This window comes from Klebsiella sp. WP4-W18-ESBL-05 (assembly GCF_014169075.1).
Taxonomy (GTDB): domain Bacteria; phylum Pseudomonadota; class Gammaproteobacteria; order Enterobacterales; family Enterobacteriaceae; genus Kluyvera; species Kluyvera ascorbata_B.
Map to the genome: position 1 here is coordinate 2,558,189 of NZ_AP022057.1, position 14,357 is coordinate 2,572,545.

General features: G+C 55.4%; 14 protein-coding genes. 11 read left to right on the plus strand and 3 right to left on the minus strand.

Translation table 11 applies throughout. The annotated features are described in order from the left end of the window. Nucleotides 1–41: 41 nt before the first annotated feature. Complete coding sequence (manA, locus tag H7R58_RS12385; RefSeq protein WP_182930519.1) at nt 42–1,220, plus strand: mannose-6-phosphate isomerase; 1,179 nt, start codon at nt 42–44, stop codon at nt 1,218–1,220. A gap of 98 nt (nt 1,221–1,318) precedes the next feature. Beyond that, nucleotides 1,319–2,842, plus strand: a complete 1,524-nt coding sequence (locus tag H7R58_RS12390; RefSeq protein WP_106926842.1) for a YdgA family protein — start codon at nt 1,319–1,321, stop codon at nt 2,840–2,842. Between the two features lie 50 nt (nt 2,843–2,892). Here the strand turns inward: H7R58_RS12390 and H7R58_RS12395 are convergent, their stop codons facing one another. Continuing rightward, nucleotides 2,893–3,921, minus strand: coding sequence for a Mal regulon transcriptional regulator MalI (locus tag H7R58_RS12395; RefSeq protein ID WP_106926840.1), 1,029 nt, complete (start codon nt 3,919–3,921; stop codon nt 2,893–2,895). Nucleotides 3,922–4,097: 176 nt separating this feature from the next. On the opposite strand from H7R58_RS12395, the gene malX reads away from it, so the two are divergent. Then, entirely contained in the window at nt 4,098–5,690 is a 1,593-nt protein-coding gene (gene malX / locus H7R58_RS12400) for a maltose/glucose-specific PTS transporter subunit IIBC (protein WP_106926838.1), read from the plus strand. Nucleotides 5,691–5,756: 66 nt separating this feature from the next. Next, nucleotides 5,757–6,929: a MalY/PatB family protein gene (locus H7R58_RS12405; RefSeq protein ID WP_182930505.1), complete on the plus strand. Its 1,173-nt coding sequence runs from the start codon at nt 5,757–5,759 to the stop codon at nt 6,927–6,929. 42 nt (nt 6,930–6,971) lie between these two features. On the opposite strand, the gene H7R58_RS12410 is transcribed toward H7R58_RS12405, so the two are convergent. Continuing rightward, nucleotides 6,972–7,742, minus strand: coding sequence for a DeoR/GlpR family DNA-binding transcription regulator (locus tag H7R58_RS12410; protein WP_182930504.1), 771 nt, complete (start codon nt 7,740–7,742; stop codon nt 6,972–6,974). Between the two features lie 119 nt (nt 7,743–7,861). Here H7R58_RS12410 and H7R58_RS12415 point away from each other — a divergent pair, with 119 nt between their 5' ends. The 3 genes from H7R58_RS12415 to add all read left to right on the plus strand — a co-directional run bounded on the left by H7R58_RS12415 (nt 7,862) and on the right by add (nt 10,297). Further along, a complete protein-coding gene (locus tag H7R58_RS12415) occupies nt 7,862–8,245 on the plus strand; it encodes a VOC family protein (protein ID WP_182930503.1) in 384 nt (127 codons plus the stop codon). A gap of 309 nt (nt 8,246–8,554) precedes the next feature. Continuing rightward, entirely contained in the window at nt 8,555–9,097 is a 543-nt protein-coding gene (gene cybB / locus H7R58_RS12420) for a cytochrome b561 (protein WP_106926832.1), read from the plus strand. Between the two features lie 198 nt (nt 9,098–9,295). Continuing rightward, nucleotides 9,296–10,297 (plus strand): adenosine deaminase, encoded by a 1,002-nt coding sequence (gene add / locus H7R58_RS12425; RefSeq protein WP_182934368.1) that lies wholly within the window; start codon nt 9,296–9,298, stop codon nt 10,295–10,297. A gap of 47 nt (nt 10,298–10,344) precedes the next feature. Here add and H7R58_RS12430 read toward each other — a convergent pair whose 3' ends face one another. Next, on the minus strand, nt 10,345–11,385 hold the full coding sequence (locus H7R58_RS12430; RefSeq protein WP_182930501.1) for an oxidoreductase: 1,041 nt from the start codon (nt 11,383–11,385) through the stop codon (nt 10,345–10,347). A gap of 237 nt (nt 11,386–11,622) precedes the next feature. Here H7R58_RS12430 and blr point away from each other — a divergent pair, with 237 nt between their 5' ends. The 4 genes from blr to H7R58_RS12450 all read left to right on the plus strand — a co-directional run bounded on the left by blr (nt 11,623) and on the right by H7R58_RS12450 (nt 14,289). Further along, nucleotides 11,623–11,772, plus strand: a complete 150-nt coding sequence (blr, locus tag H7R58_RS12435) for a division septum protein Blr (RefSeq protein ID WP_106926826.1) — start codon at nt 11,623–11,625, stop codon at nt 11,770–11,772. Between the two features lie 117 nt (nt 11,773–11,889). After that, nucleotides 11,890–13,260: a GH1 family beta-glucosidase gene (locus H7R58_RS12440; protein ID WP_182930500.1), complete on the plus strand. Its 1,371-nt coding sequence runs from the start codon at nt 11,890–11,892 to the stop codon at nt 13,258–13,260. Between the two features lie 288 nt (nt 13,261–13,548). Next, entirely contained in the window at nt 13,549–13,764 is a 216-nt protein-coding gene (gene ydgT, locus H7R58_RS12445; RefSeq protein ID WP_106926822.1) for a transcription modulator YdgT, read from the plus strand. Nucleotides 13,765–13,848: 84 nt separating this feature from the next. Beyond that, complete coding sequence (locus tag H7R58_RS12450; protein ID WP_106926820.1) at nt 13,849–14,289, plus strand: DUF2569 domain-containing protein; 441 nt, start codon at nt 13,849–13,851, stop codon at nt 14,287–14,289. The last annotated feature ends 68 nt before the right edge of the window (nt 14,290–14,357 follow it).

Here is a 14,357-nt window from a genome sequence, read left to right on the forward strand (position 1 = left end):
TAATACGTCGCAAAGAATCCACATTGAAACAGGGCTTGATAATGCAAAAACTCATTAACTCAGTGCAAAACTATGCCTGGGGTAGCAAAACTGCGTTAACGGAACTCTACGGAATGGCCAATCCTGACGATCTGCCGATGGCGGAACTGTGGATGGGCGCGCACCCGAAGAGCAGCTCAAAAATTGCCGATGCTCAGGGAAATGTTCATTCACTGCGTGAGGTGATTGACGGCGACAAAACCGCGCTGCTGGGCGAGAAAGTCGCCGCGCGTTTTGGCGAATTACCCTACCTGTTTAAAGTCCTGTGCGCCGCACAGCCGCTTTCCATTCAGGTGCATCCGAGCAAAACGGCTGCGGAAACCGGTTTTGCCAAAGAAAACGCCGCCGGTATCGCTCTGGACGCGGCCGAACGTAACTACAAAGATCCCAATCACAAACCTGAGCTGGTCTTTGCCCTTACCCCCTTCCTGGCGATGAATGCCTTCCGCGAATTCGGCCAGATCGCCGCGCTGCTGGCGCCGGTCGCCGACGCGAACCCGCTGATCGGTCAGTTTATTGCACAGCCCGACGGCGACAGCCTGAGCGCGCTGTTCGCCGGTCTGCTTAATATGCAGGGCGCAGAAAAAGCCCACGCCCTGCAGGTGCTGCGTCGTGCGCTGGAAGCCGAACGTGGCGACGCCTGGGATGCCATCCGCCTGATTGCCGAGTTCTACCCTGACGATAGCGGCCTGTTCTCACCGCTGTTGCTGAACATCGTCAAACTGAATCCGGGCGATGCCATGTTCCTGTACGCCGAAACGCCGCACGCCTACCTGCGCGGTACCGGTCTGGAAGTGATGGCGAACTCCGACAACGTACTGCGCGCCGGTCTGACGCCGAAATACATCGATATTCCGGAACTGGTGGCGAACGTTAAGTTTGTCGCCAAACCGGCGAACACGCTGTTAACGCAGCCCGAGAAGCGCGGCAGCGAGCTGGACTTCCCGATTCCGGTCGATGATTTTGCTTTCTCTTTACATGACCTCAGCGCCAGCGAAACCCACCTGGCGCAGGACGGTGCGGCGATCGTCTTCTGCTTAGAGGGCGAGTCTGTACTGCATAAAAATGGCCAGCAGTTGGTGCTAAAACCGGGCGAGTCGGCGTTTGTCGCCGCCAATGAGTCACCGATTCAGGTCAGCGGCAGCGGCCGCTTAGCGCGCGTCTATAATAAGTTAAAGTAAATACTGAAGTTTCTGGACAGGCTTGCTACTCTTTCGCATAGCCTTATGACTTAACCAGGCGGCCTATTCGCCTGGTTTCATTTTTACGGACAAATACGATGAAAAAAACGCGGGTTGCTGTAGGCATCATTGTTGCTTTGGGGGTTATCTGGACGGGCGGAGCCTGGTACACGGGTAAACAGCTGGAATCACGCATCGCCGAAATGGTCTCACAGGCGAACGCCCAGTTGAAGCTGACCGCGCCGGAAGCGGGCCTTGAACTGAGCTACCAGGACTATCAGCGCGGCGTGTTCAGCAGTCAGCTGAAAATGGTGGTCAAGCCGCTGACGGGGGCCGAAAATTCATGGCTGAAACCGGGCCAGAGCGTACTGCTCGATGAAACCGTCAGCCACGGCCCCTTCCCGCTGGCATCGTTAAAATCCTTCAATCTGGCGCCAGCCATGGCGTCGGTTAACACCGTACTGGTCAACAACGATGTCACCAAACCGCTATTCGATATCGCCAAAGGGCAATCGCCGTTCGATATCAATACCCGTATTAGCTACGGCGGTGATACCGAGTCGGCTATTACCCTCAAGCCACTGGATTACGAGAAAGACACCGATAAAGTGACCTTCAGCGGCGGCGAATTCGTTCTCTCCGCCGACAGCCAGGGTAGCCTGGTGTCGCTGACCGGCGAAGCGAAGAGCGGCCAGGTTAACGCGGTCAACGAATACGATCAGAAGGTGCAGTTTACCTTTAACAACCTGAAAACCGACGGTTCGAGCAAACTGACCTCGTTTGATGAACGCATCGGCGATCAGACGCTGAGCGTCGAACGTCTGGCGATGAGCGTGGAAGGTAAAGATCTCGCCGAGCTCAACGGTATGCGCATTGCCGGTAAGTCTGAACTGACCGCCGACGGCAAAAAAATCAACAGCCAGCTCGACTACTCGCTTAACAGCCTGAAGCTGCAAAACAAAGACTTCGGCAGCGGACAGCTCACCCTGAAGGTCGACGGCATTGACGGTGTCGCCATGCATCAGTTCAGCCAGCAGTATCAGGCGCAGACCCAGGCGCTAATGGCGCAGCCGGACCTGGCAAAAAACCCGGAGCTGTATCAGCAAAAAGCGGTAGATGCACTGTTCAGCTCGCTGCCAATCCTGCTGAAAGGTGACCCAGTAGTGACACTGTCACCGCTGAGCTGGAAAAATGCCAAAGGGGAAAGTTCGCTGAACCTGTCGCTGGCGCTGAAAGACCCGGCGCAGGCTACCGGCGAAGCGCAGACGCTGTCACAACAGGTCGATCGCGGCGTGAAATCGCTGGACGCGAAGCTGAATATCCCAACGGACATGGCTGTCGAACTGATGACCCAGGTGGCGCAGCTGGAAGGCTATCAGCAGGAAGAAGCCGCTAAGCTGGCCAAACAGCAAATTCAGGGGCTGGCCGCGATGGGGCAAATGTTCCGTCTGACCACCACCCAGGATGACGCCATCAGCAGCAGCCTGCAGTATGCCTCAGGCCAGGTCACCCTGAACGGGCAGAAAATGCCGTTGGATGATTTTGTCGGTATGTTCGGGATCCCGACGCTGGCCGACCCGGAAGAACCGGCGGACGCGCCGGCAGAGACGCCGGCACAGTAAGCCGCAGATAAGCCTACGGCCCCCGCGAAAAGCCCCGAATTGGGGCTTTTTTATTTTCTCACCACCAGCCGTGGCGGCATAATCAGATTTCGCGCCTCGCCCTGGCCGGTTTCAATGCGCTGCAAAATGCGCTCCGCCACGCTTTTGCCCATGTCACGGGCAGGCGTCGTTACCCAGGTTAAGGGCACATCGTCAAGCGCCTGCTCCGGCACCTCAGCAAACGCCGCCAGCGTGACCCGCTGCTCATAATAACTTTCAACGCTGTCTTCGCCGCTCTGCTTACCGGCGCGCATCAGGCCGAACCACGCGCCTACCGCAATCACGCTGTTGTAACACAGCACCGCGGTGATGGTCGGGTTGTGGCGCAGCAGGCCGGTAATCGCTTCCGCCGCCTGTTTCTGGCTGGACTCGCACTCCAGCACCCAATCGCTATGGAACGGCAGGCCGTACTTGATGAGCGTTGCGCAGTAGCCGCCCACCCGCTCCGCGCGGGTCAGCGATGAACTTTGCCCGCCCAGCCAGGCAATACGCTGATGGCCGCGCCGAATCAGATGCTCGGTCACCAGTTGGGCCGCCTGCATGTTATCCGGGCGAATAATGTCGACCTCGTCGAGATAGCTGGCGCGGGAGGCAAACACCAGCGGCGTCTCGGTTTCAGCGGCTTTGGCCCGCAGTTCTGCGGCCCGGTCGACCGAACCGGCAATCACCACGCCGTCGACGCCCTGCGATACCAGCGCTTCAAAACGCTGGAGCATTTGCTCGCCGCAGTTGCCCCCCTGGGTCAAAAAGACCATTTTCCCCTGCGACTCGAGGGCGGCGGTTAACCCCGCCGTCAGTTCCGCATAAAACGGTGATGACAGATCGCCGACAATCAGACCAATCACGCCGGTTTGCCCGCCGCGCAGCGACACCGCCTGGCGGTTACGCACGAAGCCCAACTGGTCAATCGCCTGATAAACCCGTTCCCCCGTGGCCGACGAGATACGCCCCTTGCCGCTCAGGACCAGCGAAACGGTGCTGACGGAAACGCCTGCCGCCAGCGCAACATCGTTAATGGTGACTTTCTTTGCAATCGCCATAGCGCCTGCGCGACTCCTTTTGCTTATCCGATAAAACGTTTTATCTCTAGGTGTACTTTATAAACTGTATTATCCATTGCTTTTGTGATTTGTTTCTCACTAAAAATTGATAAAACGTTTTATCTTCCTTTACCGAAATTACCAGAAACCTTTTTTCAGGATTAAGGAGTCGTTTCATGACGGCGAAAACCGCACCAAAAGTCACCCTCTGGGAGTTCTTCCAGCAGCTTGGCAAAACCTTTATGCTGCCGGTCGCGCTGCTCTCCTTCTGTGGGATTATGCTCGGTATCGGCAGCTCATTAAGCAGCCATGACGTCATCACGCTACTGCCATGGCTCGATACCCCGTTCCTGCAAGCTGTCTTTATCTGGATGAGCAAAGTTGGCTCATTCGCGTTCAGCTTCCTGCCGGTGATGTTCTGTATTGCCATCCCGCTGGGTCTGGCGCGTGACAATAAAGGCGTTGCGGCCTTTGCCGGTTTCGTCGGCTACGCGGTCATGAACCTGGCGGTAAACTTCTGGTTGACGGCCAAAGGCATTCTGCCAACCACCGACGCCGCCATTCTGAAAGCCAATAACATCCAGAACATTATCGGTATTCAGTCCATCGACACCGGTATTCTCGGCGCGGTGATCTGCGGGATCATCGTCTGGATGCTGCACGAACGTTTCCACACCATCCGCCTGCCGGATGCGCTGGCGTTTTTCGGCGGTACCCGCTTCGTGCCGATTATTACTACCGTGGTCCTGGGCCTGGTCGGTCTGGTGATCCCGCTGGTGTGGCCGATTTTCGCCATGGGCATTAACGCGCTGGGTCACGTGATCAACAGCGCGGGCGATTTTGGTCCGATGATTTTTGGTACCGGTGAACGTCTGCTGCTGCCGTTCGGCCTGCACCATATTCTGGTGGCGCTGATCCGCTTTACCGAAGCCGGCGGAACCATGGACGTCTGCGGTCACAGCGTCAGCGGCGCGCTGACGATTTTCCAGGCCCAGTTGAGCTGCCCAACAACCCACGGCTTCTCCGAAAGCGCTACCCGCTTCCTGTCGCAGGGTAAAATGCCGGCCTTCCTCGGCGGCCTGCCCGGCGCTGCGCTGGCGATGTACCACTGCGCTCGCCCGGAAAACCGTCATAAAATTAAAGGCCTGCTGATTTCTGGCGTCATTGCCTGTGTCGTCGGCGGCACCACGGAACCGCTGGAATTCCTGTTCCTGTTCGTGGCACCGGTACTGTACGTCATTCACGCGCTGTTGACCGGCCTGGGCTTCACCATGATGGCGATTCTTGGCGTCACCATCGGTAACACCGACGGCAACATTATTGACTTCGTGGTGTTCGGTATTCTGCACGGTCTGTCTACCAAGTGGTATCTGGTACCGGTAGTGGCAGCGGTCTGGTTCGCCGTGTACTACGCCATTTTCCGCTTCGCTATCGTGCGCTTTAACATTAAAACGCCGGGCCGTGATATCGACAACGCACCGGCCGCAGAGCACGTTACCAGCGGCGCAACCGGCAAATCCGGCTACAACGTTCCGGCAATCCTGTCCGCACTGGGCGGCGCAGAGAACATTGTTTCGCTCGATAACTGCATCACCCGTCTGCGTCTGTCGGTCAGCGATATGGACAAAGTCAACGTCGATGCGCTCAAGGCCAACCGGGCGATTGGGGTGGTTAAGCTCAACCAGCACAATCTCCAGGTTGTCATCGGCCCGCAGGTTCAGTCGGTGAAAGATGAAATGTCGGTATTGATGCATTCCGTACAGGCGTAAACCACTTTGCCCCCGCCCGCCGCGGGGGCACAATAGCTCACCTCTTTTCTTCGTGAGGACCCTCACATGTTTGACTTCTCAACGGTGATTGACCGACATGGCACCTGGTGCACCCAGTGGGACTATGTTGCCGACCGCTTCGGCGACGCTGACCTGCTGCCGTTCACCATCTCGGATATGGATTTTGCCACCGCCCCCTGCATTCTCGACGCGCTCAGCAAGCGTTTATCTCACGGCGTATTTGGCTACAGCCGCTGGAAGAACGACGAGTTTTTACCGGCTATTGCCCACTGGTATGCCCACCGCTTTCACAGCACCATCGACACCAACAGCATCGTCTACGGGCCATCGGTGATTTACATGGTCGCCGAGATGATTCGTCAGTGGTCAGCCCCCGGCGACGGCATTGTGGTTCACACGCCGGCCTACGATGCCTTCTTTAAAACGATTGAAAGCAATCAGCGCGAAGTGGTAGGCGTTCCGCTTCATCAACGCGACGGCCAGTGGTTCTGCGATATGAACGTGCTGGAGGCCGCGCTATCGCAGCCGCAAAACCGCATCCTGCTGTTGTGCAGCCCGCAAAACCCAACCGGTAAAGTCTGGACCCGTGAAGAACTGCAAACGATGGCGGCGCTGTGCGCAAAACACAACGTTCGGGTGATCAGCGATGAAATTCACATGGACATGACGTGGGACGGTCATCGCCATATCCCGTGGTGCGACGTCGCACAAGGGCCGTGGGCGCTGTTCACCTCCGGCTCCAAAAGCTTCAATATTCCGGCTTTTACCGGCGCATACGGGCTGATCGACGACGAAGGCGCACGCAATGATTATCTCAACGCATTAAAAAGCCGTGACGGCCTCTCCTCGCCGTCCGTTCCCGCACTGGTCGCGCATATTGCCGCCTATCGGCACGGCGAACCGTGGCTGGACGCGTTGCGTGATTATTTGCAGGGCAATATGCGCTATATCCAGCAAACGCTTAACGCAGCGTTTCCGGCGCTACAGTGGCAAGCTCCGCAGGCAACTTATCTGGCATGGATTGATTTACGCCCGCTCAATATTGACGATCGTACGCTGCAGGATGTGCTGATCAAACAGCAAAAAGTGGCGATAATGCCCGGCTACACCTACGGTAATGAAGGCAACGGCTTCATTCGCCTCAACGCGGGGTGCCCGCGCGTGAAGCTTGAGCAAGGCGTGGAACGCCTGATTGCCGCTATCCGCACTCTGCACTAATCCCATCGCGCAACGTCGCCCGGCGTTGCGTATTTTCTCGCGCTACACACCGTGCAGCAAAATCTCGTAGGGCGCAAAAGCCTCGGCATATTGCTGACGTACGCTTTCCTCGACCACCAGCACGTCTATTTGCCGACAGCCAGCGACCACGTAGCGCGCGACGGCGGGAATTTTATCGGCCGTCAATCCAACAATAATTTCGCTACATTGCGGGATAACCGCTTTCTTGAATGCGCAGTCTGCATAGTCGAATCCGGTCAGCCCCGACTCCGGAGCCATGGCACAGCCGCCAATAAACCCCTGCTCGAAAAGAATGTCGTTGACCTGCGCCAGCGCCGCGGCCCCTACGCTGCCACCGCTGCTGCGCTGGATCCCGCCGCCTAACATGATCACCTCACAGCGCGGCTTTTTAAGCAGCGCGCAGGCGATTTCCGGCGAATTGGTCACTGCCGTCAGAACCAACGTGTCGTCAATCGCCTCAGCCAGCGCCAGATTGGTGGTACCGGAATCAATAAACACGCAGCTATTGGGTTTGATAAGTTGTGCACATTTATGCGCGATGATGCTCTTTACATCCGCCTTTTGTGTTTTTCGTTCAATAAAGCTACCGGTATCAGGCAGCGTCGCGACAGCGCCGCCGTAAACCTTCTTACACACGCCTTCCTTACTCAGTTCATGTAAATCACGGCGAATAGTGTGTTCAGACACCCCCAACTGCACGGCCAGTTCAGCACAAACAACCCGGCCTTGCTGCCCGAGCGCCTGGCGAATCAAGGCTTGTCGTTGATCAGGAAAAGCTGCATAATCGAGCATGAAATTACCTTTAATCATTAAATCGAGCAATAATAAGCATAATCGTGCATTGCAACAGTGGCTGTCAACCCGCCCTCACTTTCGCCGTTGCGTACGTTAAAACCTTCTGGAGATCGGACATGAAAATTGCACACGTTGCGCTTTGGACGCAGGCGCTGGAAGCACAGGCGCGTTTTTGGGTGACGTTTTTTGACGGGAAAATCAACGAGAAGTACCGCAGCAAAACGAACCCGGGGTTCGAGTCATACTTTGTGACCGTCAATGAATCCATTGCCATCGAGTTGATGAGCAAACCCGGGCTACAGATTGCGCAGCCCGATAACAACACCACCGGATGGGTACATCTGGCGATTTCGGTCGGCAGCAAGGAGGCCGTTGATGCGCTGGCGGCGCGCGGAGCGGAGCAGCATATTCTGGTCTCCCCCCCACGTACCACCGGCGACGGATATTATGAAGCGGTGATTAAAGATCCGGACGGTAATCTTATCGAGATCGTCGCCTGATACCGTGGGATGTTCGCCAGCGCGCGATGATTGATACGTAAAAAATCTGCATAGTGAGATGCAGAGATTAAAATGCCGGTCGGAAAACGGTAGATGGATTGCCGTCATTGTTTTCAGGGGACGGAAGGCGAAAAATATCTGACGAGATAACGGTTACCCCCCCACATGACGCAGACGGTCGTATGGCGGCTTATACTTGTTTATATTTTAAGAACCCCGTTTTTGCGGCCAGACTTTCTTTATCAAAGTTAAGGTGTGCTTAAGGTTGTTTATTGATAATCAATTATCACATATTAAAAGGACATCACCGTGAAAAGAACCTTCGCCAAAAGCCAGATCCTGATGCACTGGCTCGTCCTGATCCTGATTATCATCGCCTATGCCGCCATGGAGCTGAAAGGCTTTGCCCCTAAAGGCAGCCCAGCCCGCGCAACAATAGCGTTAATCCACTACACGGCGGGGCTGAGCGTTTTGTTGTTGATGCTGGTCAGAGTGGTGTTAAAAATCACCCACCGCGACCCTGAAATTACCCCCACGCCGCCGCGCTGGCAGATTGCGGCCTCAAAGTCCGTGCACGGGTTGCTCTATTTAATGTTTCTCGCCTTGCCGTTCCTGGGAATAGCCTCGTTGTATTTCGGCCAGGTGGCATGGTCCTTTTTTGGTATCGCCCTACCGGTTGCCGCAGTCCCGAATCAAGATATTCAGCACAATTTAAAAGAGTGGCATGAATTAATTGCCAACGCGGGTTATTTTTTAATTGGTCTGCACGCGCTGGCGGCATTATTCCACCATTACATCATGCGTGATAATACGCTGCTGAGAATGCTGCCCATATCAAGCCACAAAAAATAACGACAAACCGGGTTAGACACGACGGTCAACGGGCTGGAATCTGCGGCCCGTTGACCTGAAAGCCGCAAAATACACACTGCTAAAAATTCATCGTCGTACAGCCAAATCCCTGTATCCTCGCAATTTTTTCAATACTTTTAATCAGTTATCTTCCTATGGTATAATAATTTGCACTTTAACTAAAACTCGAGTGCTATCATGATTGATACCAACCTGCCCCTAACTGACGTTCACCGCCATCTCGACGGAAACATTCGCGCCCAAACCATTCTTGATCTCGGCCGCCAGTACAATCTGACGCTGCCTGCGTCTACGCTCGACGCGCTGCTGCCGCACGTTCAGGTCACCAGCAATGAACCCGATCTGGTGAGTTTCCTCAGCAAGCTCGATTGGGGCGTGAAGGTTCTGGCATCATTAGACGCCTGCCGCCGCGTCGCGTACGAGAACGTAGAAGACGCCGCGCGTAATGGCCTGCACTACGTTGAGCTACGTTTTTCCCCGCGTTATATGGCAATGAACCACGGTTTGCCGGTTGACGGTGTGGTTGAAGCGGTGATTGCCGGGGTGAAAGAAGGCAGTCGCGCGTTTAACGTTGATGCGCGCCTGATTGGCATTATGAGTCGCACCTTTGGCGAAGCCGCCTGTGAAGAAGAGCTGAACGCCCTGCTGGCGCACCGCGACGGTATTACCGCCCTCGATCTGGCCGGCGATGAGCTCGGTTTCCCGGGGCATCTGTTCCTGGAACACTTCAGCCGCGCACGCGATGCAGGCTGGCACATTACCGTGCACGCGGGCGAAGCTGCCGGCCCGGAAAGCATCTGGCAGGCGATTCGCGATTTAGGCGCCGAGCGTATCGGTCATGGCGTAAAAGCGGTTCAGGATCCGGCGCTGATGGATTTCCTTGCGGGAAAAGGTATCGGCATCGAATCCTGTCTGACCTCCAATATCCAGACCAGCACCGTACCGTCGTTGGCGCAGCATCCGCTGAAAACGTTCCTCGAGCATGGCGTGCTGGCCAGTCTGAATACGGACGACCCGGCGGTACAGGGCATTGATATCCAGCACGAATACCGCGTGGCGGCACCGGCGGCAGGCCTCACGGCTGCACAAATCCGTCAGGCGCAGATTAACGGGCTGGAGATGGCGTTCCTCTCTGCGGCAGAAAAGCAGGCGCTGATCGCCCGCGTCCAGCGCGGATAACCTGCTCCCCGGCAGCCGCCGCTGCCGGGGTCTTTATTACCGTTTCGTTAGACCAGCGCCAGCGCCGCGCGATGTTTCGCCGATTCGATACCCAGCTCAATCAGCTCCATAATCTGAATCGCCTGGCCCGCCGGTACCGGGTTTTCGCCGATTCCGTTAAGCGCATCACGAATGCCCGCGTAGTATGCCGGATAGTTACCCGGCAGCGTCAGCCAGTTCTCTTCTACCCGCGTTTCCCCGTCAACCGTCGTCAGGATACCGTCTCGCATATCATAGCCCCAGTCGGCCTGCGGCAGACGTTCGCCGCTTTTCAGCCTATCTTCCTGCGGATCGAGGCCAAACTTCATATAACTGGCCTGCGAGCCATGTACGATGTAGCGCGCCGTTTCCGCCGCCGCCAGCAGCGTGCCGTGCAGCACCACGCGACGCTGCGGCCAGGTCAATACGGCATGAAAGTAGTCGGTGGCCTGCGCACCCGGGCGCAGCTGACCGAGATCGACATACAGGCTGTGCGGCAGGCCAAACAGATTGACCGCCTGATCCAGCAGATGAGGGCCCAAATCGTACCAGATACCGCTACCGAGCCCGGCCTGCTCGCGCCAGCGCGCGCGCACCTGCGGACGATAGCGGTCAAAGTGCGACTCAAAGTAAGTGACGTCACCGAGCTTACCTTCATTGATCAGCGCTTTCACCGTCAGAAAATCGCTGTCCCAGCGGCGGTTATGAAATACCGACAGCAGCTTGCCCTGCTGCTTTGCCAGCGCATCCAGCTCGCGAGCCTGTGACAGTGTCACTGTGAAGGGTTTGTCGACCACGACGTTTTTCCCTGCCTCCAGCGCCGCTTTCGCCAACGGATAGTGCGTATCGTTAGGCGTAGGAATCACGACCAGATCAATGCTGGGGTCGTGGAACAGCGCCTGAGGATCGGAGACCACGCTGACCGTAGGCCAATCTGCGTGAACCTTACCGGCATCGCTGCTTGAGACAGCCGCCAGCGTCATTCCCGGCGTGCCGCAGATGAGCGGCGCATGAAACGTTTTACTGGCATAGCCATAGCCCACGAGTCCAACGCGGATTGAGTCACTCATATTTGCAGCCTCACTGGTGAAGTTTAAGGGGGTATTTTTATTTTGTAATCGATTTCTTATTTGACCTCATCTGGCGATAATGCACAACACTTTAATAACATTATGGCTTGCCTCCCCGAGAATCGATTAAAAAAACAACGCCCGTGGAATCGATCCCGCTGAAAACTTGCGTTGTGGCATGAGCGCGCTAATATCCTGGTCTGGCGTTACTTCTCAATGGATTGTTAAATAAATTTCATGAATTCTGTATTGTCTCGTATTGTTGAATTAATTGGTTGGGTTGTTCTCGGTTTTTCCGTTCTGCTGTTGTTTATTGCGCACCATATCGACGATTACAAGTCACCGGAGCCCGCCGCTACCGCCACCGTCTCACTGCAGAAAAAATAAGCCCATCGTGGGAAAAAAGTGATTCGGATCGCATAGATGCAACCGGTTTCTGAAACCGGTTGCAGATGATATTCACTCACTTTACACTCGCCTTATCACACAGATAAGGAGTGTTGTATGTCCGCTTTTCCCCAACATTTTCTCTGGGGTGCTGCTACGGCGGCGTACCAGGTGGAAGGTGCGTATAATGAAGACGGCAAAGGTCCGTCGATCTGGGATGTGTTTTCCCACCAGCCGGGAACGACGTATCAGGGTACCAACGGCGATATCGCCGTCGATCACTACCACCGCGTTAAAGAAGACGTAAAGCTCATGGCCGAAATGGGGCTTCAGAGCTACCGTTTTTCCATTTCATGGCCTCGCCTGCTGCCTGAAGGGCGCGGCACCATCAACGAAGCCGGAGTGAAGTTCTACAGCGATCTGATAGACGACCTGCTGGCCCACGGCATTGAGCCAATGATTACGCTCTACCACTGGGATCTGCCGCAGGCGTTGCAGGACGAAGGCGGCTGGGAAGCACGCTCCACCGCTGAGGCGTTCGAAGAGTACGCGCGGCTGTGCTATTCCCGCTTTGGTTCGCGGGTGCAAAAATGGGCCACCTTTAATGAAACCATCGTTTTTATCGGGCATGGTTATATTACCGGCAGCCATCCGCCGTCCGTGCGCAATCCGGCGCGCGCTATTCAGGCCTGTCATCACGTATTTATTGCCCATGCCATGGCCGTGAAAGCGTTCCGCGGCATGCAGATTAACGGCGAAATCGGCTTCGTTAACGTGCTGCAGCCCCACTCTCCGCTGACTCAAAGCGCAGAAGACATGGCTGCCAGCGAGTTAGCCGACGCGATTCACACCCACTGGTTCTACGACCCGGTATTAAAGGGCTGCTATCCTGCCGAACTGCTGGCACAGTCCCAGGCCCTTTGGGGAGTACCGCGCTTCGCGCCGGGCGATGATGACCTGCTGCGCAATAACCGCTGCGATTTTATCGGCCTGAACTATTACCGCCGCGAAACCGTCTCTTCACAGCCACCAGCAGAAAAAGTCAGCGGTGAACAGGGCGTCGAGGGGCTTTTCTATTTCGTGCGCAATCCACAGAGCGTCTATACCGAATGGGGCTGGGAAATCTGGCCACAGGGGCTGACCGACGGCATTATGATGATCAAGGCGCGCTACGGCGATATTCCGATGTATATCACCGAAAACGGCCTGGGCGCGGTTGACCCGATTATCGACGGAGAAGTGGTCGACGATCCTCGCATCGACTTCCTGCGCGTACATATTGATGCGCTGGAAACCGCCATTGAACAAGGCGCCGACGTGCGCGGGTATTATCCATGGTCGTTTATCGATTTGCTGAGCTGGCTGAACGGTTATAAAAAGCAGTATGGCTTTGTCTATGTCGACCACCAGCAGAACCTGGCGCGTAAGCGTAAGAAAAGCTTCTTCTGGTACAAAGATGTGATCGCCAGCCGCGGCGAACAGCGGTAACCTCAACCTTCTCTCTACAGGGCGTCAATCGGCGCCCTGATTGCATAAAAACGCATTAATTCTGGCGCGAAATCAATAAGCACATTTTCTGTTATTGTAATTCATTCCTATTAGCCAAATAATTAAGAATATCCTATAGAGGGTGAGCCGGATGCGCGAAACCCTCGCCAAAAATGGATGTCGATTAACAACATTGGCTATCAATGCCGCATTAACCGTCGCGTATTCTGCCCGTCTCCGGCGGAAATGACGTGCGGTGTGCCTTAACATTATAATGGATGCCCTCAAATGACCGTTCTGGATTATTTATTAAAGTTCCGCAAAGTCAGTTCGCTGGACAATCTTGAAAAACTTTATGACCACCTTAACTATTCCCTCACCAGTAACGAAGAATTGATCAATATGTATCGCGCCGCCGATCATCGTCGCGCGGAGCTGGTTTCCGGTGGTCGTTTGTACGATGTGGGCCAAGTGCCAAAGAACGTTTGGCGATTCGTGCAATAATAGTTTTTTCCTCAGCGCCAGTTGCTTATACTCCTCGACCTGTATTTTTCCATGCAACACTGGCGCTGATTTTCGGGAGACACAATGTCGGATAATTCTGCAGAACGTATTGGCGGATGGTTACTTGGCCCGCTGGCCTGGCTGCTCGTGCAGTTGTTGAGCATCACCATCACCCTGGCTAAATTTGGTTACGTCCTGCTGACGCCGCACACTCTGGCATTGGTAAAAGAAATGGGCGGCAGTAACATGCTGCTTTTAGCCGCGTCGTTCCTGTCGTTTATTGCCATGTGGTATTACACGCTGTGGCTGACCATTGCCTTCTTCAAACGCCGCCGCAACGTTCCTAAACACTACATTATCTGGCTGATGGTTGGCGTACTGCTGGCAGTTAAAGCGTTCGCGTTTTCGCCGATCTCTGACGACCTGGCCGTGCGCCAGCTTCTGCTTCCGCTGTTAGCGGCGGCGCTAATCGTGCCCTACTTCAAACGTTCCCAGCGGGTAAAGCGTACGTTTACGCGTGCGTAATAACCCCACTGTTACCCTGTTGTCGCCCGACGCGCTTTGTCAGATAATAGGTGGCTTTTTTTGTTACA

What these genes read in the sequence shown, in the direction of transcription:
- manA (WP_182930519.1), top strand. Translation starts at nt 42, where the DNA reads ATGCAAAAACTCATTAACTCAGTGCAAAACTATGCCTGGGGTAGCAAA.
- H7R58_RS12390 (WP_106926842.1), top strand. Translation starts at nt 1,319, where the DNA reads ATGAAAAAAACGCGGGTTGCTGTAGGCATCATTGTTGCTTTGGGGGTT.
- H7R58_RS12395 (WP_106926840.1), bottom strand. Translation starts at nt 3,921, where the DNA reads ATGGCGATTGCAAAGAAAGTCACCATTAACGATGTTGCGCTGGCGGCA.
- malX (WP_106926838.1), top strand. Translation starts at nt 4,098, where the DNA reads ATGACGGCGAAAACCGCACCAAAAGTCACCCTCTGGGAGTTCTTCCAG.
- H7R58_RS12405 (WP_182930505.1), top strand. Translation starts at nt 5,757, where the DNA reads ATGTTTGACTTCTCAACGGTGATTGACCGACATGGCACCTGGTGCACC.
- H7R58_RS12410 (WP_182930504.1), bottom strand. Translation starts at nt 7,742, where the DNA reads ATGCTCGATTATGCAGCTTTTCCTGATCAACGACAAGCCTTGATTCGC.
- H7R58_RS12415 (WP_182930503.1), top strand. Translation starts at nt 7,862, where the DNA reads ATGAAAATTGCACACGTTGCGCTTTGGACGCAGGCGCTGGAAGCACAG.
- add (WP_182934368.1), top strand. Translation starts at nt 9,296, where the DNA reads ATGATTGATACCAACCTGCCCCTAACTGACGTTCACCGCCATCTCGAC.
- H7R58_RS12430 (WP_182930501.1), bottom strand. Translation starts at nt 11,385, where the DNA reads ATGAGTGACTCAATCCGCGTTGGACTCGTGGGCTATGGCTATGCCAGT.
- blr (WP_106926826.1), top strand. Translation starts at nt 11,623, where the DNA reads ATGAATTCTGTATTGTCTCGTATTGTTGAATTAATTGGTTGGGTTGTT.
- H7R58_RS12440 (WP_182930500.1), top strand. Translation starts at nt 11,890, where the DNA reads ATGTCCGCTTTTCCCCAACATTTTCTCTGGGGTGCTGCTACGGCGGCG.
- ydgT (WP_106926822.1), top strand. Translation starts at nt 13,549, where the DNA reads ATGACCGTTCTGGATTATTTATTAAAGTTCCGCAAAGTCAGTTCGCTG.
- H7R58_RS12450 (WP_106926820.1), top strand. Translation starts at nt 13,849, where the DNA reads ATGTCGGATAATTCTGCAGAACGTATTGGCGGATGGTTACTTGGCCCG.